The organism is Pseudomonas sp. B21-040 (assembly GCF_024748695.1).
Classification (GTDB): domain Bacteria; phylum Pseudomonadota; class Gammaproteobacteria; order Pseudomonadales; family Pseudomonadaceae; genus Aquipseudomonas.
Genome location: NZ_CP087176.1, coordinates 4,797,271 through 4,819,400, shown reverse-complemented (window position 1 = coordinate 4,819,400; position 22,130 = coordinate 4,797,271). Strand labels below are relative to the sequence as shown.

20 protein-coding genes and 1 pseudogene are annotated in these 22,130 nt (G+C 60.5%); 14 read left to right on the top strand and 7 right to left on the bottom strand.

The genetic code is table 11. The annotated features are described in order from the left end of the window. Positions 1-339: 339 nt before the first annotated feature. The 3 genes and pseudogenes from LOY55_RS22060 to fabF all read left to right on the top strand — a co-directional run. Positions 340-810 (top strand): annotated as a pseudogene (locus LOY55_RS22060) (group II intron reverse transcriptase/maturase); the annotation flags it as partial. A 147-nt stretch (positions 811-957) separates the two neighbouring features. Next, complete coding sequence (locus tag LOY55_RS22055) at positions 958-1,752, top strand: SDR family oxidoreductase (RefSeq protein ID WP_258666702.1); 795 nt, start codon at positions 958-960, stop codon at positions 1,750-1,752. Between the two features lie 32 nt (positions 1,753-1,784). Then, the gene (fabF, locus tag LOY55_RS22050) at positions 1,785-3,059 is read left to right on the top strand and encodes a beta-ketoacyl-ACP synthase II (RefSeq protein WP_258666698.1); all 1,275 of its coding nucleotides are present in this window, start codon (positions 1,785-1,787) and stop codon (positions 3,057-3,059) included. On the opposite strand, the gene LOY55_RS22045 is transcribed toward fabF, so the two are convergent. Beyond that, a complete protein-coding gene (locus LOY55_RS22045) occupies positions 3,056-3,613 on the bottom strand; it encodes a TetR/AcrR family transcriptional regulator (protein WP_077431588.1) in 558 nt (185 codons plus the stop codon). The genes fabF and LOY55_RS22045 overlap by 4 nt on opposite strands. Before the next feature lie 175 nt (positions 3,614-3,788). Here LOY55_RS22045 and LOY55_RS22040 point away from each other — a divergent pair, with 175 nt between their 5' ends. Both LOY55_RS22040 and LOY55_RS22035 read left to right on the top strand, forming a co-directional pair. After that, complete coding sequence (locus LOY55_RS22040; protein ID WP_046031774.1) at positions 3,789-4,442, top strand: GntR family transcriptional regulator; 654 nt, start codon at positions 3,789-3,791, stop codon at positions 4,440-4,442. A 15-nt stretch (positions 4,443-4,457) separates the two neighbouring features. Then, positions 4,458-5,309, top strand: coding sequence for a DUF1989 domain-containing protein (locus LOY55_RS22035; protein ID WP_046031775.1), 852 nt, complete (start codon positions 4,458-4,460; stop codon positions 5,307-5,309). A gap of 45 nt (positions 5,310-5,354) precedes the next feature. Here LOY55_RS22035 and LOY55_RS22030 read toward each other — a convergent pair whose 3' ends face one another. Together LOY55_RS22030 and eat are read right to left on the bottom strand one after the other, a co-directional pair. Continuing rightward, entirely contained in the window at positions 5,355-5,522 is a 168-nt protein-coding gene (locus LOY55_RS22030; protein WP_080943056.1) for a DUF2897 family protein, read from the bottom strand. A gap of 124 nt (positions 5,523-5,646) precedes the next feature. After that, positions 5,647-7,011, bottom strand: coding sequence for an ethanolamine permease (gene eat, locus LOY55_RS22025; protein WP_077431590.1), 1,365 nt, complete (start codon positions 7,009-7,011; stop codon positions 5,647-5,649). A gap of 424 nt (positions 7,012-7,435) precedes the next feature. Here eat and kdpF point away from each other — a divergent pair, with 424 nt between their 5' ends. From kdpF to LOY55_RS21995, 6 genes are all read left to right on the top strand, one after another. Continuing rightward, entirely contained in the window at positions 7,436-7,525 is a 90-nt protein-coding gene (gene kdpF, locus LOY55_RS22020) for a K(+)-transporting ATPase subunit F (protein WP_007899818.1), read from the top strand. Between the two features lie 8 nt (positions 7,526-7,533). Beyond that, positions 7,534-9,228: a potassium-transporting ATPase subunit KdpA gene (gene kdpA, locus LOY55_RS22015; RefSeq protein WP_258666694.1), complete on the top strand. Its 1,695-nt coding sequence runs from the start codon at positions 7,534-7,536 to the stop codon at positions 9,226-9,228. Between the two features lie 10 nt (positions 9,229-9,238). Next, positions 9,239-11,296, top strand: a complete 2,058-nt coding sequence (gene kdpB / locus LOY55_RS22010) for a potassium-transporting ATPase subunit KdpB (RefSeq protein ID WP_046031778.1) — start codon at positions 9,239-9,241, stop codon at positions 11,294-11,296. A gap of 143 nt (positions 11,297-11,439) precedes the next feature. Continuing rightward, positions 11,440-11,985: a potassium-transporting ATPase subunit KdpC gene (kdpC, locus tag LOY55_RS22005; RefSeq protein ID WP_046031779.1), complete on the top strand. Its 546-nt coding sequence runs from the start codon at positions 11,440-11,442 to the stop codon at positions 11,983-11,985. A 128-nt stretch (positions 11,986-12,113) separates the two neighbouring features. Then, on the top strand, positions 12,114-14,765 hold the full coding sequence (locus tag LOY55_RS22000) for a sensor histidine kinase KdpD (protein ID WP_258666690.1): 2,652 nt from the start codon (positions 12,114-12,116) through the stop codon (positions 14,763-14,765). Positions 14,766-14,814: 49 nt separating this feature from the next. Beyond that, positions 14,815-15,504: a response regulator gene (locus LOY55_RS21995; RefSeq protein ID WP_046031781.1), complete on the top strand. Its 690-nt coding sequence runs from the start codon at positions 14,815-14,817 to the stop codon at positions 15,502-15,504. A 45-nt stretch (positions 15,505-15,549) separates the two neighbouring features. On the opposite strand, the gene LOY55_RS21990 is transcribed toward LOY55_RS21995, so the two are convergent. Continuing rightward, on the bottom strand, positions 15,550-16,590 hold the full coding sequence (locus tag LOY55_RS21990; RefSeq protein ID WP_046031782.1) for a patatin-like phospholipase family protein: 1,041 nt from the start codon (positions 16,588-16,590) through the stop codon (positions 15,550-15,552). 225 nt (positions 16,591-16,815) lie between these two features. Here LOY55_RS21990 and LOY55_RS21985 point away from each other — a divergent pair, with 225 nt between their 5' ends. From LOY55_RS21985 to LOY55_RS21975, 3 genes are all read left to right on the top strand, one after another. Beyond that, entirely contained in the window at positions 16,816-17,094 is a 279-nt protein-coding gene (locus tag LOY55_RS21985; RefSeq protein ID WP_046031783.1) for a hypothetical protein, read from the top strand. A gap of 46 nt (positions 17,095-17,140) precedes the next feature. Then, positions 17,141-17,908, top strand: coding sequence for a CHAD domain-containing protein (locus LOY55_RS21980; RefSeq protein ID WP_046031784.1), 768 nt, complete (start codon positions 17,141-17,143; stop codon positions 17,906-17,908). Between the two features lie 248 nt (positions 17,909-18,156). Next, positions 18,157-18,954 carry an acyl-CoA thioesterase II gene (locus LOY55_RS21975; RefSeq protein ID WP_077431592.1) on the top strand — a complete coding sequence of 266 codons (798 nt, stop codon included), beginning with the start codon at positions 18,157-18,159 and terminating at the stop codon, positions 18,952-18,954. Here the strand turns inward: LOY55_RS21975 and LOY55_RS21970 are convergent, their stop codons facing one another. From LOY55_RS21970 to LOY55_RS21960, 3 genes are all read right to left on the bottom strand, one after another. Continuing rightward, entirely contained in the window at positions 18,955-19,320 is a 366-nt protein-coding gene (locus tag LOY55_RS21970) for an Mpo1-like protein (RefSeq protein WP_223522760.1), read from the bottom strand. A 242-nt stretch (positions 19,321-19,562) separates the two neighbouring features. Next, on the bottom strand, positions 19,563-21,044 hold the full coding sequence (locus LOY55_RS21965; protein ID WP_109787136.1) for a methyl-accepting chemotaxis protein: 1,482 nt from the start codon (positions 21,042-21,044) through the stop codon (positions 19,563-19,565). Positions 21,045-21,162: 118 nt separating this feature from the next. Continuing rightward, on the bottom strand, positions 21,163-21,972 hold the full coding sequence (locus LOY55_RS21960; RefSeq protein WP_046031788.1) for a TatD family hydrolase: 810 nt from the start codon (positions 21,970-21,972) through the stop codon (positions 21,163-21,165). Positions 21,973-22,130: the final 158 nt, after the last annotated feature.

Sequence of the window (22,130 nt, the reverse complement as noted above, 5' to 3'; positions counted from 1 at the left end):
ACCCGGAAAGGGGGGATGTGTTAGCCAGAGGCAAGGGTGTCGCGGGTGACTGCGAATCTGAAGGAAGCCCGAGGCAAAATGCTGGCCTGACGAACAGGAAGCGGATAGAGGCGGCGCAGCGGGGTAAGGGGGCATGTTTCCTCAAAGCCCAATACTTGCACGGGACGCTGCGACGTAGATCCGACAGGCATAAGCAGGAAGGTCGCGCGAATTACCCTGGGAGATCTGCACGCTGCCATTGTGCTACCGAGCGTCGAGAGGCGACGGGATGAGCGTGCAGCAGTCAGCCGAAGCCGTAGTAAGTGACGAATAACCCCGTCACCAAGGGCCGAAGAGGTTATGTCGCCAGTAGGCGTCAGAGTCTCGTTGAATACCGAAATGCAGAAATTTCTCCCAGAGAAGACTGTTACTCCGAGTCCCGGACAGAGTCCGAGGACGACGGCTGACAGCGCACAGGTATCATCGGCGTCTGTGACGTGGACGAACGCGGAGCCGGACACGCTGATGGAGCGGGTGCTTGCACCGACCAACCTCAAGCGTGCGTATCACCGCGTGGTCAGCAACAAGGGTGCGCCGGGTGCCGATGGCATGACGGTCGACAAATTGGCAGGCTACGTTAAACAGTATTGGCCGATCCTCAAGACTCGGCTGCTGGCTGGCGAGTATCAACCGCAAGGTGTGCGCGCCGTCAACATCCCCAAACCCAAAGGCGGTACAAGGCAGCTGGGCATCCCCAGCGTCGTGGATCGCCTGATCCAGCAGGCCCTGCTACAACAGCTCACGCCGATCTTCGATCCTCTGTTTTCGGATAGGGGTGGTGAGACGCCTTTCATCGGCTGATAAAAAATTATGGCTATCATATGCCTCTAATATTATGCCTATAATTCATTCGCGTGCCGCTGAAGCGTGCCGCTGTTCAGACGCTCACTTTCTCAAATATTTACCTGGAGCACAGTCATGACTTCCACCCAGTCCCAAGGTACGGCCCTTGTCACCGGCGCCTCTTCCGGTATCGGTGCGATTTACGCCGAGCGGTTGGCGGCGCGTGGTTTTGATTTGTTATTGGTCGCCCGTGATCAAGAGCGACTGGAAGCGGCAGCAAGCAAGTTGCGCACCGAGCACGGCGTTCAGGTGGAAGTGCTCAAGGTAGACCTGACACAAAAGGATGATGTGCTGAAGATCGAACAACGACTTCGCAGCGATTCGAGTATTAGCCTGCTGCTGAACAACGCTGGCGTCGCGTCGGATGGTCTCCTCGCGAATGCCGACATGGATTATCTGGAAAAGCTGATCCAACTGAATGTCACTACAGTCACACGCCTGGCATCGGCGGCAGCCGCGGGTTTTGCCAAGGCGGGACGGGGTTCAATTATCAATATCGCGTCGGTGGTGGCCTTGTTTCCCGAGCGCTTCAATGCGACCTACAGCGCCAGTAAAGCGTATGTGTTAAGCCTGACCCAATCCTTGAATGCCGAACTGGATGGCACCGGGGTCAAGGTCCAGGCCGTGTTGCCGGGTGTCACGCGCACCGAAATCTGGGAACGCTCCGGCATCGACGCCAGCCAGATTCCGGCGGAGATGGTCATGGAAGCCGGTGAAATGGTTGATGCGGCGTTATCCGGCCTGGACCAAGGTGAACTGATCACCATTCCATCGTTGCCGAACGCCTCGGACTGGGACGACTTTGTAAAGGCCCGCCTGGTCATGGCGCCGAATCTTTCCAAAAGTACCGCCGCCGCGCGTTACAAATGAAACACCTTCAATCGTATTGAGGTAATTACGGCATGAGTGATCGTCGAGTAGTTGTCACCGGCATGGGCCTGGTGTCTCCATTGGGTAGCGGTGTAGAGGCTGTCTGGGAGCGTCTGTTGGCCGGACGTTCCGGGCTGCGGAATTTGCCGGACGAGGTGGTCGCCGATTTGCCGGCAAAGGTGGGCGGTGTGGTGCCAACTGCCGAGGAGGATGCCGAGGCGGGTTTTGACCCGGATCGGGCGACCCCACCCAAAGAGCAGAAGAAGATGGACCGCTTCATTCTGTTTGCCATGGAGGCCGCACGGCAGGCGTTGGAGCAGGCGGGTTGGCAGGCGCTGGACGCGCAAGCCCAGGAACGTACCGCAACCATCATCGGTTCAGGGGTCGGCGGATTCGGCGCGATTGCCGACGCGGTGCGCACCACCGACAGTCGTGGTCCACGACGATTGTCGCCCTTCACCATTCCTTCGTTTCTGGTCAATCTCGCGGCGGGACATGTGTCGATCCAGCACGGATTCAAGGGCCCGCTGGGCGCCCCGGTGACGGCATGTGCGGCCGGGGTGCAAGCGATCGGTGATGCCGCTCGGTTGATTCGTTGTGGTGAAGCGGACATTGCCGTGTGTGGCGGCGCCGAGGCTTCGATTGATCGGGTCAGTCTGGCCGGGTTCGCGGCGGCGCGGGCCTTGTCCAGCGGTTACAACGACACCCCGGAGCGCGCTTCCCGGCCGTTCGACAGTGGGCGTGACGGCTTTGTGATGGGCGAAGGCGCGGGCCTCCTGGTGATTGAATCGCTGGAGCATGCCTTGGCTCGCGGGGCGCAGCCGATAGCCGAGTTGGTCGGCTACGGCACCAGTGCCGACGCCTTTCACCTGACAGCAGGCCCCGAAGATGGCAATGGTGCGCGCCGAGCGATGTCGTTGGCGTTGGCGCAGGCCGGGATTTCACCGTCTCAGGTGCAGCATCTCAATGCACACGCAACTTCGACGCCGGTTGGCGATCTCGGCGAGTTGGCCGCGATCAAATCGTTGTTCGGTTCTGACAATAAGGTGGCGGTGACATCGACCAAGTCGGCGACGGGGCATTTGCTCGGTGCAGCCGGCGGGATTGAGGCGATTTTCACGTTATTGGCGATTCGCGATCAGATCGTGCCGGCCACCCTGAATTTCGAGAATCCGGACCCGGCGGCTCAAGGCGTGGACATCGTCCATGGTAAGGCGCGGCCAATGGCGATCGAGTATGCGTTGTCCAACGGCTTCGGGTTTGGCGGAGTCAACGCCAGTGTGCTGTTCAAGCGCTGGCAGGGTTAATCCTGTGATCGCTTGAGGTAGGCGCGAGTCACGTCGAGGATCCGCTGAGCCAGTTCCGGATTCTCGACACTGCGCGATAGCAGAAGCGCCCCGACCAGCGTCGACATGATGACAATGCTGTGGTCGGCGGCGTCATCTCGGTCCAGGGTTCCCTGGATTTGATCGAGCCGGGCGTGGAGCACCACATCACTGGTCGGGCTCGGCTGCCCGCGCAAGCCAAGTTCCGACGACATGGTTGGCAACGGGCAACCTTCTTGAGGTGAGGTCTGGTGCCATTCAGATAAGTAAGCGTCGATGAATGCGTCCAGCGGGCGATCCTGGGCGAACAGCTCGGCACATTTGACGTCGACCTGATCGCCAGCGGCCTGGAGCGCCTTTTCCACCAGTTCGTCTTTCGATTTGAAGTGCGAATAAAAACCGCCGTGAGTCAACCCCAGCGCTTTCATGAGTGGTTGCAGGCCAGTCGCACCAATACCGTCACGACGAAACCGCGCCGAAGCTTCCTTGATGATGCGTTTGTGGGTCTGGGCTTTATGGTCCTGCGAGTAACGCATGTGAAATCTCCGCAACAATGCGCCATCTTAACCAATGAAAATTGAATGGTGACTGTACTTCTACTTCTAAAAAGCATGCAGATGCGTCCAACTCCGTCCTGAGTGCGACAAAAACATGGCATGAATAGTGATTACTCGGTAACTGGAGATTGTTGAACAATCAAGGGCGAAGAGCATGAGCAACGGACAGTCCCTGGCCGACCAGATCACATTGGAATTGCGCGCCGACATCATTGGCGGTCGTTTGCTACCCGGCATGGCATTGGTCGAAAACGATCTTGTGCTTGCCTACAGCGCGTCCCGCAACACGATCCGCGAAGCCTTGCATCGGTTGGGGCAGGAAGGGTTGACCGTGTATGTACGCAACAAAGGTGTGAGGGTGCGCAGGCTCGGTGTCAAGGATGTAGTGGACCTGTTCAAGGTCCGTCGCACTCTGGAGTTACAGGCCATCAACGTCAGTCAGCCGTTGGGCGATGACCAGTCCGACCAAATGCTCCTGGCCCTTGAAGCTACTGAATTGGCCAGGGAGCGCGAGGACTGGCGTGCGGTCGGCACCCACAGCCTGGCGTTTCATCAACACATTGTCGGGTTGTTGCGCAGTCCACTATTCGATGAGTTCTTCACCAACGTTGTCGCGCAATTGCGCCTGGTGTTTTTCGTCGCCCCCGATGAGTCGCGTTTTCAATCACCTTGGCTTGCGCGTGACCAGCAGATCCATCAATTGCTGGCCGAAGGCGACCAGCGTGCGGCGATGGAGGCCATGAGCCTTTATCTCGACGACTCCGAACACCTCCTGTTGCAAATGCTTGCCTCTTCATCCCATCACTGATCGAGGACTCGTGCCATGTACAAAGACTATCCGGCGGCCTATCAAGTCAGCAAAGGCTCGGCACTGCAGGTGGACAAGCCGTTCTACGAACGGATTCGTGACGCAAAGGAGGGGCGCACACTGATTGAGCAGTTCGAAGTACCCATCCGCACCGGCCGCGCCTGGAACGTGCCGGCAGGGCATGTGTTTCGGGTGACCACACCGGTGGGCCCGCAAGTGGGAGACTTCAATGTGTGGAATGCACACGACCCACGGGAGCGCTTGTGGGCGGCGCGAACCCGTCAATTGCAAGGTGCCCACGTCAGCACCCATGACCGGCTCTGGTCGAACCTGCCTTTTTTGCGCCCTTTGGTGACCATTACCGACGACAGCCTGGCCAGTTATGGCATCGACGAACATGGCGGGCGCTTGCACGATTTACTCGGCACCCGCTGCGATCCTTATGTGAACAAAATGCTCACTGGCGAGGACTTTCATCATCACTGCCACTCCAACCTGACCCGCGCCGTGTTGCCCCATGGCCTGACCGAGTTCGACGTGCACGACGTGCTGAATATTTTCCAGTGCACGGGCCTGAACCACGACGACCTGTACTTCATGAAAGCCTGTCCGGCGCAGAAGGGCGATTATCTGGAGTTTTTTGCCGAGATCGATTTGCTGTGTGCGCTCTCGACCTGCCCCGGCGGTGACCTGTCGTTGGCCATGTGGGGGCCGGATGCGCAGGATCCGCTGACCGTGTGCCGGCCACTGGGCGTGGAAATTTATCGGTTGGAGGATTCGTTGTTGCAAGGCTGGAGCCAGCCGGAGCGTGCGGCCTACAAGGGGCTGCATGGCTTGCACATCGCCAAGGCCGATTGGGAGCAGTAGGCACGTAAAACCCTGTCATTCACTGAGAATGACAGGGTTTTTGGTTTAACGGTCCTGCGCTTCCTTGGCATCCATTTCCGCATTGCGTTCAGCGACGCGTTTACGTTGTTCGTCGGTCAGTTCGACCTTGTTGGCGGTGTCGCGCAACATCATCAATCCGCCAACGATCGAGCCGATGGCAACGATCAGAATCAACCAGGCATACCAGGGCATAGGGCTCTCCTTGAGGGCAGGCCGATTGGCGGAGATCGTCAATCGATCGTGCATACCACTTTGAGCGATGAGGTTTCGCCGTGGTTCCATTCTATGCCTGATCTGGCCAGTGCACCTGCGCCGTTTATAGCCCGGTCAACATGGCGTCCGCCGGTGCATCCGCGCGCAACTGCGCGGTCATCAGGAAGTACACGAAACCCACCGCCATGAAGCCGAGGAAAATCAGCCCGATCAAGGTGTTGAACCAGGCCATCGCCACCAGGCAGACCACTGCCAGCAACAACGCGATCATCGGCACCAGCGGATAGCACGGCGCGCGGAAAGTGCGTTCCAGGTTCGGTTCGGTTTTACGCAACTTGAACAGGCTGAGCATGCTCATGATGTACATCACGATCGCGCCGAACACCGCCATGGTGATCATCGCCGCGGTCAGCGTCATGCCACCGAGGTTGATCAGGCCATCGCTGTAAATCGCGGCGATTCCGATCACGCCGCCCACGATAATGGCTCGATGCGGGGTCTGGAAACGCGACAGTTTGGCCAGGGAGGCCGGCAGATAACCGGCCCGGGCCAACGCGAAGAACTGCCGCGAGTAGCCGAGAATGATCCCGTGGAAACTGGCCACCAGGCCGAACAGGCCGATCCACACCAGCATGTGCAACCACCCGGAGCTTTCGCCGACTACGGTTTTCATGGCTTGCGGAAGTGGATCGTTGATGTTCGACAGGGTGCGCCAGTCACCCACGCCGCCAGCAAAAAACATCACGCCCATGGCCAGCAATACCAGGGTCAGAATGCCGCTGATGTAGGCTTTTGGAATCGTGCGTTTCGGGTCCTTGGCTTCTTCGGCCGCCATGGCCGCGCCTTCGATGGCGAGAAAGAACCAGATGGCGAAAGGGATTGCCGCGAACATCCCGGCTATTGCCGGGGCGCCAAACACGTCGGAACCGGCCCAGCCATTCAACGCGAAGTTACTGAAGCTGAACGCCGGGGCGACCACACCCATGAACACCAGCAGTTCTGCCACGGCCAATACGCAGACGACCAGCTCGAAGGTGGCCGCGAGTTTCACCCCGAGAATGTTCAGGCCCATGAACACTATGTACGCGCCGACCGCTGCGTGCTTAGGGTCCAGCGCCGGGAATTGCACGTTCAGATACGCACCAATCGCCAAGGCAATCGCTGGCGGCGCGAAGACGAATTCGATCAGCGTCGCCAGCCCGGCGATCAATCCGCCTTTTTCACCAAAGGCGCGACGACTGTAGGCAAACGGGCCGCCGGCATGGGGAATCGCCGTGGTCAGCTCGGTGAAACTGAAGATGAAGCAGGTGTACATGGTGGCGACCATAAAAGAAGTCACCAGAAAGCCCAATGTCCCCGCCACGCCCCAGCCGTAACTCCAGCCAAAGTACTCGCCGGAAATCACCAGCCCGACGGCAATACCCCACAAGTGCAACGTGCCCAACGTGGGTTTGAGTTGTGTGTTCATGCGCTTTCTCCCTGAACGGTTTGGAATGCTCGGGGGAGGGCGTGTGCAGCGGGCGTGCCAGTGTTGTGATGGCAGTCGTAAAGCGCAAAAAGGTGTCGTATGGGGGATGTTCGCCACCGTATGAGCGTTTTTTATGCGCCAGTTGAGGGCGTTGTCGTCTGATCTGCCGTCATCGCGGGCAAGCCCGGCTCCCACAGGATTTGAGCCAACCGCATCATCTGGTTCCACCGCTGAACCTGTGGGAGCCGGGCTTGCCCGCGATGAGGCCCGTCGAGACACCGAAAAAACGGCCTGTAACAAACCCATAAACCCACTCTTTACGCTTTCTTTATGCCCCGCACACACCCTCGATCTCGTTCCTTTACAGCCTTCCTTCCGACAATGACTCCACACGCGGCAATACGCCGTAACACGGAGAACTTCCATGAGCGTTCTGGACGGAGTGTCACTGCTACTGGCAGTGGGGCTGTTCATTTATCTGTTGGTTGCGCTGTTGCGCGCGGACCGGAACTAGGAGCGGCTATGCACAGTTATGACTATTGGCTGATCCTCGCGTTTTTCGCGGTGGTATTGGTCCCGGCGCCGTTTCTGGGGCGCTTCTACTACAAGGTAATGGAAGGTCAGCGCACGTGGCTGACACCGATTCTCGGGCCGGTGGAGCGCGGCTGTTATCGCGTGGCCGGCGTTGATCCGCAGGTTGAACAGAGCTGGCAGAAATACACGCTGGCCTTGCTCGCCTTCAATCTTGCGGGCTTCTTGCTGTTGTTCGCGATCCTGTTGTTCCAGGATCACCTGCCGCTGAACCCGCAAAACCTGCCGGGTCAGGAGTGGACATTGGCGTTCAACACCGCCATCAGCTTCATGACCAACACCAACTGGCAGGCCTACAGCGGTGAAGCGTCCCTGAGCTACTTGAGTCAGATGGCCGGCCTCACCGTGCAGAACTTCGTCAGCGCCGCCACCGGCCTGGCGGTATTGGTTGCGCTGTGTCGCGGTATTGGTCGCAAGTCGACCAAGACCCTGGGCAACTTCTGGGTCGACATGACCCGCGCCACCCTCTACGGCTTGTTGCCGCTGTGCCTGCTGCTGGCGCTGTACCTGGTCTGGCAGTGCGTGCCGCAAACCTTCGCTCAGTACGTGAATGCCGTGACGATGCAAGGTGTCGATCAGGTGATCCCGCTCGGTCCCGCCGCCAGCCAGATTGCGATCAAGCAACTGGGCACCAACGGTGGCGGCTTCTTCGGCGTCAACTCGGCGCACCCGTTCGAGAACCCGACGGCGTGGAGCAACTTGTTCGAAGTGGGCTCGATCATCCTGATCCCGGTCGCGCTGGTATTCACCTTCGGCCACTACGTCAAAGACCTGCGTCAGAGCCGCGCGATCATCGCCTGCATGCTGGCCCTGTTCCTGATTGGCGGCGCGACTTCGCTGTGGGCCGAGTACCAACCTAACCCTGCGCTGAACAACGTCGCCGTCGAACAGACCGCGCCGCTGGAAGGCAAGGAAGCGCGTTTCGGCACCACCGCCACAGTGCTGTGGTCAGTGACCACCACGGCGGCGTCCAACGGTTCGGTCAACGGCATGCATGACAGCCTTAATCCGCTGAGCGGCATGGTCGCGCTGGTCAACATGATGGTCGGCGAAGTGATCTTCGGCGGTGTCGGCGCTGGCCTCTACGGCATGTTGCTGAACGTGTTGATCGCGGTGTTCCTCGCCGGCCTGATGATCGGGCGCACGCCGGAATACCTCGGCAAGAAACTGCAAGCCAAAGAAGTGCAGTTGCTGGTGGTGACGTTGCTGGTGATGCCGGTCGGCGTGCTGGTGCTCGGCGCGATTGCGGCGAGCTTGCCCGGTCCTGTCGCCGCCGTCAGCAACCCCGGTCCGCACGGTTTCAGCCAATTGCTTTACGCCTACACCTCGGCCAGCGCCAACAACGGTTCTGCGTTCGGTGGCTTCGGCGCCAACACCCCGTTCCACAACCTGATGCTGGGGCTTGGCATGTTGATCGGTCGCTTCGGTTACATCCTCCCGGTACTGGCCCTGGCCGGCAGCCTGGCGATGAAGAAATCCGCACCGATCGGCCCGAACAGCTTCCCGACCCATGGCCCGCTGTTTGTGACGTTGTTGACCGTGACCATTTTGCTCGTGGGTGGTTTGACCTTCTTGCCGACGTTGGCGCTGGGTCCGATTGCCGAACACTTGAGCTTGGGCTTCTGAGGAATCAATGATGAATATGCCCGCAACTAAAGCCGCTGCCGTCAAGGCGCCGGAACAACCGAAAACCGCAATCTCGGCCCTCTGGCGACCGGCGCTGGTGCAAGCCTTCGTCAAGCTCGACCCACGCCAATTGCAGCGTGCGCCGGTGATGCTGGTGGTCGAACTGACGGCCATCCTGACCACTGTGCTGTGCTTCATTCCCGACAGCAGCGTGCCGACCTTTGTCGCCGCGCAAATCGCCTTGTGGCTGTGGTTCACCGTGCTGTTCGCCAACTTCGCCGAAGCCTTGGCCGAAGGTCGCGGCAAGGCCCGCGCCGACAGCCTCAAGGCCGGCAGCGAAGGCTTGAGCGCCCGTCGTAAAACCAGCAATGGCACATTCCAGGTCGTGCCGGCCACGAATCTGCGCAAGGGCGATGTGGTGCGCGTCGAAGCGGGGGAAATGATCCCCGGTGACGGCGAGGTCATTGAAGGCATCGCGGCAGTCAACGAAGCGGCGATTACCGGTGAATCCGCACCGGTGATTCGTGAGTCCGGGGGCGACCGCTCGGCCGTCACCGGCAACACTCGCCTGGTGTCCGACTGGCTGCTGGTGAAGATCACCGCCAACCCCGGCGAGTCGACGCTGGACCGTATGATCGCGTTGGTCGAAGGCGCCAAACGCCAGAAGACACCCAACGAAGTCGCGCTCGATATTTTGCTGATCGGCCTGACCCTGATCTTTCTGCTGGTGGTCGTCACCCTGCAACCGTTCGCCCACTTTGCCAATGGCAGCCTGCCGCTGGTGTTCCTCGTGGCGTTATTGGTCACGCTGATCCCGACCACCATTGGCGGTTTGCTGTCCGCCATCGGCATCGCCGGGATGGACCGTCTGGTGCGCTTGAACGTGATCGCCAAGTCCGGTCGGGCCGTGGAAGCGGCGGGGGACGTGCACGTCCTGTTGCTGGACAAGACCGGCACCATCACCTTCGGCAACCGTCGTTGCACGGCGGTGCATCCGGCACCGGGTGTCAACGCCAGGGAACTGGCCGAGGGCGCGTTGTTCGCTTCGCTGGCCGATGACACGGCGGAAGGTAAATCCATCGTCGAGTACCTGCGCGGCACTCAGCCTCAACCTGAACCCGCCACCGAATTGCTGACGGCCGTACCGTTCAGCGCTGAAACCCGCTTGTCCGGTGTCGACTATCAGGGCCGTGTGTATCGCAAGGGCGCGGTGGATTCGCTGCTGGCGTTTCTCGACCTGAAGCGCGCCGACCTGGCCGCGCCGCTGTCCCGGGAAATCGACAAAATCGCGCAGAGCGGCGGCACCCCGTTGCTGGTCTGTGCCGACGGTAAATTGCTCGGCGTGATTCACCTCAAGGACGTGGTTAAACCCGGCATCCGTGAGCGTTTCGCCGAGCTGCGCAAACTGGGGATTCGCACGGTCATGGTGACCGGCGACAACCCGCTGACCGCCGCCGCGATTGCCGCCGAAGCGGGCGTCGATGACGTGTTGGCCGAAGCCACACCGGAGAAAAAACTCGCGCGCATTCGTCACGAGCAAAACGACGGTCGCCTGGTCGCCATGTGCGGCGACGGTGCCAACGACGCCCCTGCCCTGGCCCAGGCGGACGTTGGTATGGCGATGAACGACGGCACACAAGCGGCGCGCGAAGCGGCGAATATGGTCGACCTCGACAGCGACCCGACCAAGCTGCTGGACGTGGTGCAGATCGGCAAGGAATTGCTGGTGACGCGCGGTGCGCTGACGACGTTTTCCATTGCCAACGACGTGGCCAAATACTTCGCGATTTTGCCGGCGCTGTTTGCCTCGATCTATCCGCAACTGGGTGTGCTGAACGTCATGCACCTGACCAGTCCGCAGAGCGCGATTCTGTCGGCCATCGTATTCAACGCCCTGATCATCGTGGTGCTGATTCCTCTGGCATTGCGCGGCGTACGCGTGCAGGCGGCCAGTGCGGCGGCGTTGCTGCGACGCAATCTGCTGATTTATGGGCTGGGCGGGATCGTGGTGCCGTTCGTGGGCATCAAGGCGATCGACATGCTGCTGACGGCGTTGCATCTGGTTTGACCGTGGCGAGCGCTTCGCGCTCGATCGCGGGCAAGCCTTGCACCTGCGACGCCAACCCGTAGGAGCAAAGCTTGCTCGCGATGAATGCACCACGGCGCAGCTGAATAAACGCTGACTTGTTCACTGATTACGAGGATTTTGAAATGACCACAATGATACGTCCGGCCTTGAGCCTGCTGGTGCTGATGACCCTGATTACCGGCGTTGCCTACCCATTGGTTGTCACCGGCGTCGCGCAGGTCGCGTTCCCTGATCAAGCCAATGGCAGTCTGGTGCGCGATGCCGACGGCAAGGTCCGGGGTTCGTCGCTGATTGCCCAGGACTTTGTCGGTGACGCCTGGTTCCACCCGCGTCCATCGGCCGGTGCCTTTGCCACGGTGTCGAGCGGCGCCAGCAACCTGTCGCCGAGCAATCCGGCGCTGGCCACTCGGGTGATCGACGAGGCCAACAAGCTTCTGGTGCCAGGGCAGGGACCCGTACCGTTGGCCTTGCTGACCACCTCGGGCAGCGGCCTCGATCCGCACTTGCCACCGGCCGCGATTGCCTATCAACTGGCGCGAGTTGCCGCAGCGCGTAATCTGCCGGTGTCTACGCTGCAACAATTGTTGGACGCGCACATTGAACAGCCGTTGGTGGGGCCGCCGGTGGTGAATGTGTTGGCGCTGAATATTGCGCTGGAAAAGTTGTAAATCGGTGGCGCTGTCAATCGCGGGCAAGCCCGCTCCCACATTGGAATGTATACCCTTTGTGGGAGCGGGCTTGCCCGCGATGACGGTAGAAAGGTCACCCCATCAACACCTGAATAAAGAGAGCAAGCATGAGTGACTCCGGCCGCGCCGACGCGCTGTTAGCAGACCTGCCCCGCGATGGTCGAGGCCGGCTCAAGGTCTTCCTCGGCGCCGCGCCCGGGGTCGGCAAAACCTACGCCATGTTGCAAGCGGCGCACACTCAATTGCGCCAGGGTGTGAAGGTCATCGCCGGTGTGGTCGAAACCCATGGCCGCGCCGAAACCGAAGCGCTGCTCGGCGGTTTGCCGCAGCAGCCGTTGGTGCGTTCGGAATACCGTGGCGTAATGCTTGAAGAAATGGACCTCGACGGTTTGCTCGCAGCCAAACCGAAACTGGTGCTGGTCGATGAGCTGGCCCACAGCAACGCCCCCGGCAGCCGCCATACCAAACGCTGGCAAGACATCCAGGAATTGCTCGCCGCCGGCATCGATGTCTTCACCACGGTCAACGTCCAGCACCTCGAAAGCCTGAATGACCAGGTCCGTGGTATCACCGGCGTACAGGTTCGTGAAACCCTGCCGGACTGGGTGCTGCAAGAGGCCTACGAACTGCTGCTGATCGACCTGCCTCCGCGCGAGCTGCTTGAGCGCTTGCGTGACGGCAAAGTCTACGTGCCGGAGCAGGCGCGAGCGGCCATCGATGCGTTTTTCACCCAGACCAACCTGACCGCCCTGCGCGAAATGGCGATGCAAACCGCCGCCGCCCAGGTCGACAACGACCTGGCCCAGGGTTATCGCCAACTCGGTCAGGCGGCGCCAGCGGTGCGTGGGCGATTGCTGGTCGGCGTCGATGGCGATGCACAAGCCGAGCGCCTGGTGCGCCACGCCAGCCGCGTTGCCCAGCGCCGGCATTTACCGTGGAGCCTGGTGCATGTCGACAACGGCAGCGTGCGCGACGAGCAATCGCGCCTGCGTCTGCAAAGCGCCCAGCAATTGGCCGAACGCCTCGGGGGCGAGGTGGTGTTGCTGCGGGCAGGCGAGGTCTCGAAAACGCTGATCCAGCACGCCGCTGAACGCCGCGCCAGCCTAGTGTTGGTTGGCCAGTCCCGGCAGCGTTTACGTCGACGGTTGTTCGGCGGTGGCTTGGCGTCACGCCTGCTGCGCGATGCGCGCGGGCTGGAAATCAACGTCCTCGACAGTAATCACACACCGCATCAGCCGCGCCAGCGGTCGGCGCAGACGCTGGTGTGGTTCGACTACGCACTGGCGGTGGTGGCAACGGTGTTGGCCAGTGCGCTGGCCTGGGGCGTGGCGAGTCTTTTGCCGCTGCCCAATATCTCGCTGGTGTTTCTCGCCGCCGTATTGCTGGTGGCGGTGCGCAGCAGCCTCGGCCCGGCGCTGGCCTGTGCGGCGCTGTCGTTTTTGACCTATGACTTCCTGTTCATCCCACCGAATTTTTCCTTCGCCATCCAGCGCGAAGAAGACGTGCTGACCTTGCTGTTCTTCCTGCTGATGGCGGCGCTCACCGGCAACCTCGCGGCCCGGCAACGGCGGCAATTGCAGGCGCTGCGTGACACTCAGGAAGAGACCACCGAACTGCTCGACCTGTCGCGCAAACTGACCGCCGCCACTGACCGTCAAGCCGTGGTCAGCGCCGCCGCACAACACCTCAATGGCTGGAGTGACCTGCAATTGTGCCTGCTCAATCAAGACGGGCAGGGTGGCTGGAAAGTTGAAACCGGCGGCCCGCTGGAGTTTTCCGAAGCCGAGCGCGCGGCCGCCGATTGGGCCTGGCAGCACGATCAACCCGCCGGTGCAGGCACCGGAACATTGCCAATGGGGCGTTGGTGGTGGTGGCCGTTGTCGGTGGAAGACGGGCCGTTGGCGTTGCTCGGCGTGTGCGCCAAAGAAGGCCAGACTTTAAGTGGCCAACGTCGGCGTTTGTTGACCGCGTTGAGCCAGCCGCTGGCGCAGGCGCTGGCCCGTGCGCAACTGGCCGAGGACCTCGAAGCGGCGCGACTGCATGGCGAAACCGAGCAACTGCGCAGTGCACTGTTGGCCTCGGTGTCCCACGATTTGCGCACACCGCTGACGTCCATGCGCGGTAGCATCGACAGCCTGTTGGCCCTCGGTGAAGCCATTCCACTGGAGGATCGCCAGGAATTGCTCGAAGGCACCCGTGACGAAGCCGAGCGCCTGGATCGCTATATCCAGAACTTGCTGGACATGACCCGCCTCGGTCACGGCGCGCTGAAACTGGCGCGCGATTGGGTGTCACCGGCCGACATTGTCGGCAGTTCGCTCAATCGACTGCGCGCAGTGCTGACGCCATTGCAGGTCAGCACTGAAGTGCCGGCAGAGTTGCCATTGCTGTTCGTCCACGCGGCGTTGATCGAACAGGCACTGGTCAACGTATTGGAAAACGCTGCACGATTTTCACCGGCGCATGGGCGTTTGCAGTTGCGCGCCGGGGCCGCCGACAGTGAGCTGTTTTTCTCGGTGAGTGATGAAGGGCCGGGGATTCCGCAGGAAGAGCGGGCGAAGATTTTCGACATGTTCTACACCGCCGCGCGCGGTGATCGGGGCGGGCAGGGCACCGGGCTGGGGCTGGCGATTTGTCAGGGGATGGTGGGAGCGCATGGTGGGCGCATCAGCGTCGGCGATGGCATCGATGGGCGTGGGACCTGCATCACCCTTCACTTGCCGTTGCAGGAACAGCCTGCATTTGAGGGTGAGCGATGAAAGTGAAGCCTGATACCCTTTGGACATCTTCACGCCGCGATCAGAAACCATGAGCCAGACCGCGACCATTTTGGTCATCGACGATGAGCCGCAAATCCGTAAATTCCTGCGTATCAGCCTGGTCTCCCAAGGCTATAAAGTGCTGGAAGCCGGCACCGGCACCGAAGGCTTGGCGCAAGCCGCGCTGAACAAACCGGACTTGCTGGTACTCGACCTCGGTCTGCCCGACATGGACGGCCAGCAAGTGCTGCGCGAGTTTCGCGAATGGTCGACAGTGCCGGTGCTGGTGCTGTCGGTACGCGCCAGTGAAGGGCAGAAAGTCGAGGCACTGGATGGCGGTGCCAATGACTACGTGACCAAGCCGTTTGGTATTCAAGAGTTTCTGGCACGGGTGCGCGCCTTGTTGCGTCAGGCACCGGTCGGGGAGGCTCAGCAAGCGGCGTTGACGTTCGGTCCGTTGACCGTTGACCTGGCGTATCGACGGGTGCTGCTCGATGGCAGCGAAGTCGCGTTGACCCGCAAGGAGTACGCAGTGCTGGCGCAGCTGGCGCGACATCCGGGGCGGGTGATTACGCAGCAGCAGTTACTCAAGGATATCTGGGGGCCGACCCATACCGAGGACAGTCATTACCTGCGGATTGTGGTGGGGCATTTACGCCAGAAGCTGGCGGATGATCCAACACAACCGCGGTTTATCGTGACCGAGGCGGGGGTTGGGTATCGGTTGCTTGATACCTGATCGCTGATCGTTCCCACGCAGCGCGTGAGAACAATCCTCAGAATCTCAGGGCTCGCGCTCATTCTCATAGCGGTCCAGCGTATCCCGCGCAATCTCCCGTCCCAGCGCGATCAGCTCCGGCGCCTTGTAGAACTCGAAAAACCGGCAGACCCGCTTCGGCACGTTGATCAGAATATCCGGTGGGTAACCGGCGATCTTGTACTGCGCCAGCGACGTTTGCATCACCTCGAAACTCTGGTTGATCAGGTCAAGCAGCGAGGCGGGGCCGACGTTGTCGATGATGAATGAGCCGGTGGCCGATTTCGGCGCACCGTCGCGTTCAGGGGCCGCGGCCGGTTGCTGCGCTGCGGGCTCGGCAGATTCGACCCAAGGGTTGATCTCGGCCGCTTCTGCCATCAGAGCTTCCTTCTCCAGCAGCAGCAATTGTTCGGCCTGTTTGCGGCGGAAGGGCAATTTTGAACCCAGCGAATTGATCAGGCTGTCGAAGCGGGTCTTGAACGCCGCCGGGCGCTGAATGACCGGCAGTTGATAATGGCGCTGGTTGGTGGAGTTGAGATTGACCGCGATGATCAGGTCGCAATGACTCGACACCACCGGCACGATCGGTAAAGGGTTGAGAATGCCGCCATCGACGAGCATCCGGTTGCCCTGCATCACCGGGGTGAAGAGGCTGGGGATCGCTGCCGAGGCGCGCATGGCCTGGTGCAGGCAGCCTTCCTGGAACCAGATTTCCTGCTGGTTGGTCAGGTCCGTGGCCACGGCCGTGTAAGGAATGCGCAGGTCTTCGATATTGATCTCGCCGACGATCTTGCGGATCTGCCCGAAGACCTTCTCACCGCGAATCGCGCCAAGCCGAAAGCTGACGTCCACCAGGCGCAACACATCGAGGTAATCCAGGCTTTCGATCCAGTTGCGATACTCGTCAAGTTTGCCAGCGGCATAAATCCCGCCAACCACCGCGCCCATGGAACAACCGGCGATGCAGGCGATGTCGTAGCCACGCCGTTCGATCTCTTCAATGACACCGATATGGGCATAGCCTCGGGCTCCACCTGAGCCCAGTACCAGTGCGATACGCTTTTTCATGAATCGCCCTCGTCTGACAAGGTTCAACAATGCACCCATTGAAGGGCGGGCTTCAATCGCCAAGGTCGCTCGATGGGCCGGGCGCGTCGTTTTTTCGACACTCCGTGGCGGCACATGGCTATTCTTCGCACGCTATAGTTTTGTTTGCCTTGTGTGGCCAAGGCACTTTTCACGTGCCGGACCGTCATACCTGCACGACTGTTGACCTATCTTGAGGTGGTATTGATGAAAGCCTGGATTTGCGTACCTTTGATTGCCCTGGCGCTCGCCGGTTGTGCCGGTAAAACGGCTTACCGCGAAAGCTGTGGAAGCCAGATCGATGCGGCGTGGCATGAGCTAGACTTGGCCAAGGCCGAAGGTTTCGCCGGGACCGTCAGCTACTCCAAGGCTCTGTCGTTGCTGACCGGTGCCAAGACCCAGCAACAATTCGAAGCTTACGAAGGCTGTGCCAGCAAGGCCCAGAAAGCACGGTTCTATATTCGTGAGTCTCGTGCCGGCCGTTGAAGGCATGACGTAGGCAAGAGGGGAAGTTCGACTCAGGGAGCAAGCGATGTCTGATTTGGTTGATCGGTTGGTGGCTCATGTCCTGGGCCTTGAAGTCCGCTTGTTGGCCTGTCAGGCACGCTTGAGTGCTCGCACTGACCCTGAAGCGTTACACGACCTGCGCACCACGGTTCGCCATTTGCGCAGCCTGTTGCGACCCTTGCGTGGGCTGCCCGGCGTCGAGCAGGTAGAGGCAGCGGCGGCGCGGGTCGGCGAACTGACCACGCCGTTGCGCGATCGTGAAGTACTGGCGGCCTATTTGCTTGAACACGGTCAGTCCGAAGCCGCACATTGGCGGTTGGCGCAAATGGTCGAGGCTTATCCGGCGGTGGCGGTCAGCCCCGAGCTGGCGCAGCTGCTGATGATCTTCGACGCCTTTCCGCGTTTTTTACGCGCGTCCCAGCGTCAGGGTTTGCTCAAGGGTTTGCGTAAGCGCATCGAAAAACGCTTGGGCAAACAGTGGAAGAAACTGGACGTGGCGTTGCACGATCCGGCCCATGACCGACACCGTTTGCGCCTGTTGATCAAGCGCGTGCGCTATGGCATCGAAGCCTATCCCGAGCTCGACCGTTTGCCGAAGTCCGCGTTGTCCCGATTGAAGTCGGCGCAGAGTGCCTTGGGCGATTGGCACGACAGCTGGCAATGGCTGGCCAGGGCGCAAGAGGAAGCTGATTTGCAGCCGTGTGTCGCCGTCTGGAAAACCACCTTGGCCGAGGCCGAAAGCCGCGCCGATCGCGTTCTCGACAAACTAAGCGCCCGCTGTTTCAAATCCTGAAAGCACAACCGATCAAAAATGTGGGAGCGGGCTTGCCCGCGATGGCGGCAGCACAGACACCTTAATAGTGACTGTCAGACCGCTATCGCGGGCAAGCCCGCTCCCACATTTGTTTTGTGTCGGGTGTGCAATCCGTGTTCGCACCAGTCACGGCCCTTCTGTCAGTGCTTTTGGCCGGAATAAGTGCTGTATCCACGTCGCTGGCTGGTTAAGATCCCTCTCTACTTTTTTCCGTCTCTGAGGTTTTCATGCGCTTTTGCGATCTGCTCGACGCCGTCCGCCGGCAACCGCTGGAGCTGTCTATTCCGGCCGGATGGGCGCAGGGGCGTGCCAGTTTCGGTGGCCTGGTGGCGGCGTTGCAATACGAAGCCATGCGCGCAAAAGTCCCGGCAGACCGGCCGGTGCGTTCGCTGGCGATCACCTTTGTCGGCCCCGTTGAGCCTGAAGTGCCTGTCAGCTTTGAAGTCGATGTATTGCGCGAAGGTAAGGCTGTCAGCCAGGTGCTCGGCCGGGCGATGCAGAAGGGGCAAGTGGTGACGTTGATTCAGGGCAGCTTTGGTGCCTCGCGGCCCTCCGAAGTGGCGATCGCGGCAAAACCGGCACCCGACATGAAGCACTGGGACGAATGCCAGGAGTTGCCCTTCATTCCCGGCGTGATTCCAGAGTTCATGCAGCATCTGGCGATGCGCTGGGCGGTAGGTGGCATGCCGTTCACCGGCAACGACTCTCGCGAAATGGGCGGCTGGGTGCGTTTGCGTGGGGACGTGAAGGAGGAGGCTGTCACTGAGTCACATATTCTCGCGCTGGTGGACGCCTGGCCGCCGTCCTTGTTGCCTCATTTGAAAAAGCCGGCAATGGGCAGCACGCTGACCTGGACCATCGAATTCGTCCAGCCATTGCTGCCATTGAGCACGCTGGACTGGTGTAAATACCGGGTGGAAACCGAGCACGGCGCAGACGGCTACGGCCATGCGGCTGCAAAACTCTGGAGCGCGGACGGTCAGTTGATCGCCATGAGCCGGCAGACGGTCACGATTTTCGCCTGATCAGTGCCGACCGTGGCGCTCACGCCAGGCGCGCCACCAGCCGCCGCTCAGAAAAAACCGTGGGAACGTCAGGAACTGCTCGACCAGCAAGCGTGACACCGCGTCTTTGCGATCACTGAACGGCTCGGAGGCTTGCGCCTCCAGACGGTGACCGTGACGTTGCAGGGCCAGGGCCGCGAACAGGCCGACCACACCGATGGCGATGTTTGCCAGGCTCAGGTTGAACACACCGGAAACAATCAATAGAAACGCCACAATGAACAGCGGCACGGCAATCAGGTGCAGCACCAGGTTGGTCGGGTGCTGATGATTGTTGGGGTACGCTCGCCATTGCCAGGCGGGTAGGTTGGGGTGACGTTTGCCCATGTTGGAACTCCTCAATCCGTGTTGACCATATGATTGAAGAATAGGCGGGGGGAGGACGGTCGGCGAATCGAGGTTGGCTATAGGGTTAATAGGTGGGCATGGCCAGGTTTGATGTGCCCCGGCTGACGCTATCGTCGGATCGCCGCCCGGACCAAGCCCGCTCCCACAGTGTATGTGTGTTGTCACCTAACGAGTGGTCACTGAAATCACATGTGGGAGCGGGCGTGCCCGCGATGGGGCCCTTACAATTTGAGCTGTCCGATCGCCTTACTCAATTCCCCGGCCAACGCCGCGAGTTCATGACTGGTGGTGGCTGAGGTTATGGTCTGCTGCACGGTGTTCTCCGTCACATCCCGAATACTCACCACCGCCCGGTTCATCTCTTCCGCCACATGGCTCTGCTGTTCAGCTGCCACCGCAATCTGCGTGTTGCTTTCACGCATCTGCGCCACGGCGCCGGTGATCTCCGCCAGCGCGGCGCCGGCCTCTTGAGCCTGCTGCACGCAGTCGTCGGCCTTGAAGGAGCTTTCCTGCATGAAGTCCACCGCGTCCCGGGTCCCGGCCTGCAAGGCGGACACCATCAAGGTGATCTCGTCGGTGGAGGTCTGGACGCTTTTGGCCAGGTTGCGCACCTCATCGGCGACGACGGCAAAGCCCCGGCCCATTTCACCGGCCCGTGCCGCCTCGATGGCCGCATTTAGGGCCAGCAGGTTTGTTTGCTCGGCGATGCTGTGAATCACGCTGACCACACCGTTGATTTTCTGGCTGTCCTCGGCCAGACGTTGAATCATCTCGGCCGTCTGCTGCACGCCGCTGGACAGCCCGGCAATCGACTTCTGTACCCTGATGACCACTTCCTGCCCGCTGCCGGCCAAGGTGTCGGCGGTTTGCGAGAGGTCGCGGGTCGCGCCGGCATGTTGGGCGATGTGGTGGACCGTCGCGGTCATTTCGTTGATCGCCGTGGCGGCCTGATCGGTTTCGCTTTGCTGGCCGAGCATGCCGTGGCGCACGTCGTTCATGCTTGAGGCCAGGCGTGCGGCGCCGATATCCAATTGCCGAGCCGTGCTGGCGACGGTGGTTACCACCCGTTGGTAACCGGCCTGCATCGCGTTGAAGGCATGCGCCATCTGCCCGACTTCGTCCTTGCTAGCCAGTGGCACACGGGCTGACAGGTCGCCGGTTTTCTCGACGTGAAGCATCACATCTTTCAGAGTGTTGAGCTGACTCAGCAGGAAGCGGATGAGCAGTTGCGATGCACCCAGCATTGCCAGCATCAGGATAAAAACGGCGACTGCGTAGTGGGTGAATCGCTCGCTGAATACCTGGTTCAGGCTCGGGCCAAAAGCGAGCAGCGCCACCTGCTGGCCATCGGGACGAGCGAACACTTCGGCGCCCATCAACGGGTTATCACCGAACAGCGGCATTGAGTTGATCTCGACCCAGCCATGGCTATCCGTCAGTTCCAGCAGCGGCTGACCGTTCAGCAGCGGCGCCTGCCCGTGCCCGAAGGTCAACAGGTTGTCGGCCTTGGGCAGCGGTTGCCCGGATGGCCAGGCGCTGAGCAATCGCACTTGCGCCTGAGCGCTCGCCTGAGCGGCATGACTGCGCGCCTGTTGTTCGAGCTGCACGGCGTACAGCACCAGCAGCAGGGTCGTGAAGAAGGCAACCGCGTTGACCGCCCAAAATTTGTATTTCAGCGAGATGTTGCTAAGCCAGGCACCCATGGAGGTCTTCTCTGATAGCGGAAACAGCATTGGCAAGGTGCCAGCATTGTGTCGCTATCGTGGGGTTCTGCATTTGATATGGATCAACAACCCTCACCGTCCCCTGTAGGAGTGGTGGTTACTGGGCGATGGTGGGCAGACCGAAGAATGCTCGTGCACAGGCGGTGCTGTGGGCGGCGAGATCTTCTTCGCTTTCCCCGCGATGCAACGCCACTTCCCGTAAAACTTCAGTCAAATACGCCGGTTCATTACGTCCATTTTTTGGCTTGGGCCGCAGGCTGCGTGGCAGCAGATACGGAGCATCGCTCTCCAGCATCAGGCGTCCGCGCTTGATCTCCTTCACCAACGGATGCAGGTGCGTGCCGCGGCGTTCATCGCAGATCCAGCCGGTGATACCGATGTGCAAATCCAGATCGAGGTAGCTGAACAAGGCTTTCTTTTCGCCGGTGAAGCAATGCACCACGGCGGCCGGCAATTGGTCACGGTAATCACGCAGGATTTCCAGCAGTCGCTGACTGGCGTCGCGCTCATGCAGGAACACCGGCAACTGCAACTCGACTGCCATCGCCAGGTGTTCTTCCAGGACTTTTTCCTGCTGTGGGCGGGGCGAGAAATCACGATTGAAATCCAGCCCGCATTCACCCACGGCCACCACGTTCGGCTCCTTGAGCAAACTGCGCAGACGCTGCGCGCTGTCAGCATTCCAGTCAGTCGCCGCATGGGGGTGAATGCCAGCAGTGGCGAACAGCCGTTGAGCTGTTTCGTCCAGTTGTTGGCACAGCTCCAGGGCTTGTTCACTGCCCTCGACATTGGTGCCGGTCAGTACCAATTGGCAGACCCCCGCGGCATACGCGCGGTCGAGTACGGCCTGGTGTTTGTCGGCAAAACTGGGGTTGGTCAGGTTGACGCCGATATCGATGAGTTGCATGGTGCTACCTCGGACCAAAGGCCGGAAAGCATATCAGAGCTGTAGATTTATAAGAAAAGCCAAGAACTACAACGAGTTGAAGCTGTCTCTTGATGCCGCGAGACAGGTCAGGGTGGTCAAGGTGCCATCACTGTGCCAGTCTTTCGCACTTTGCCAGC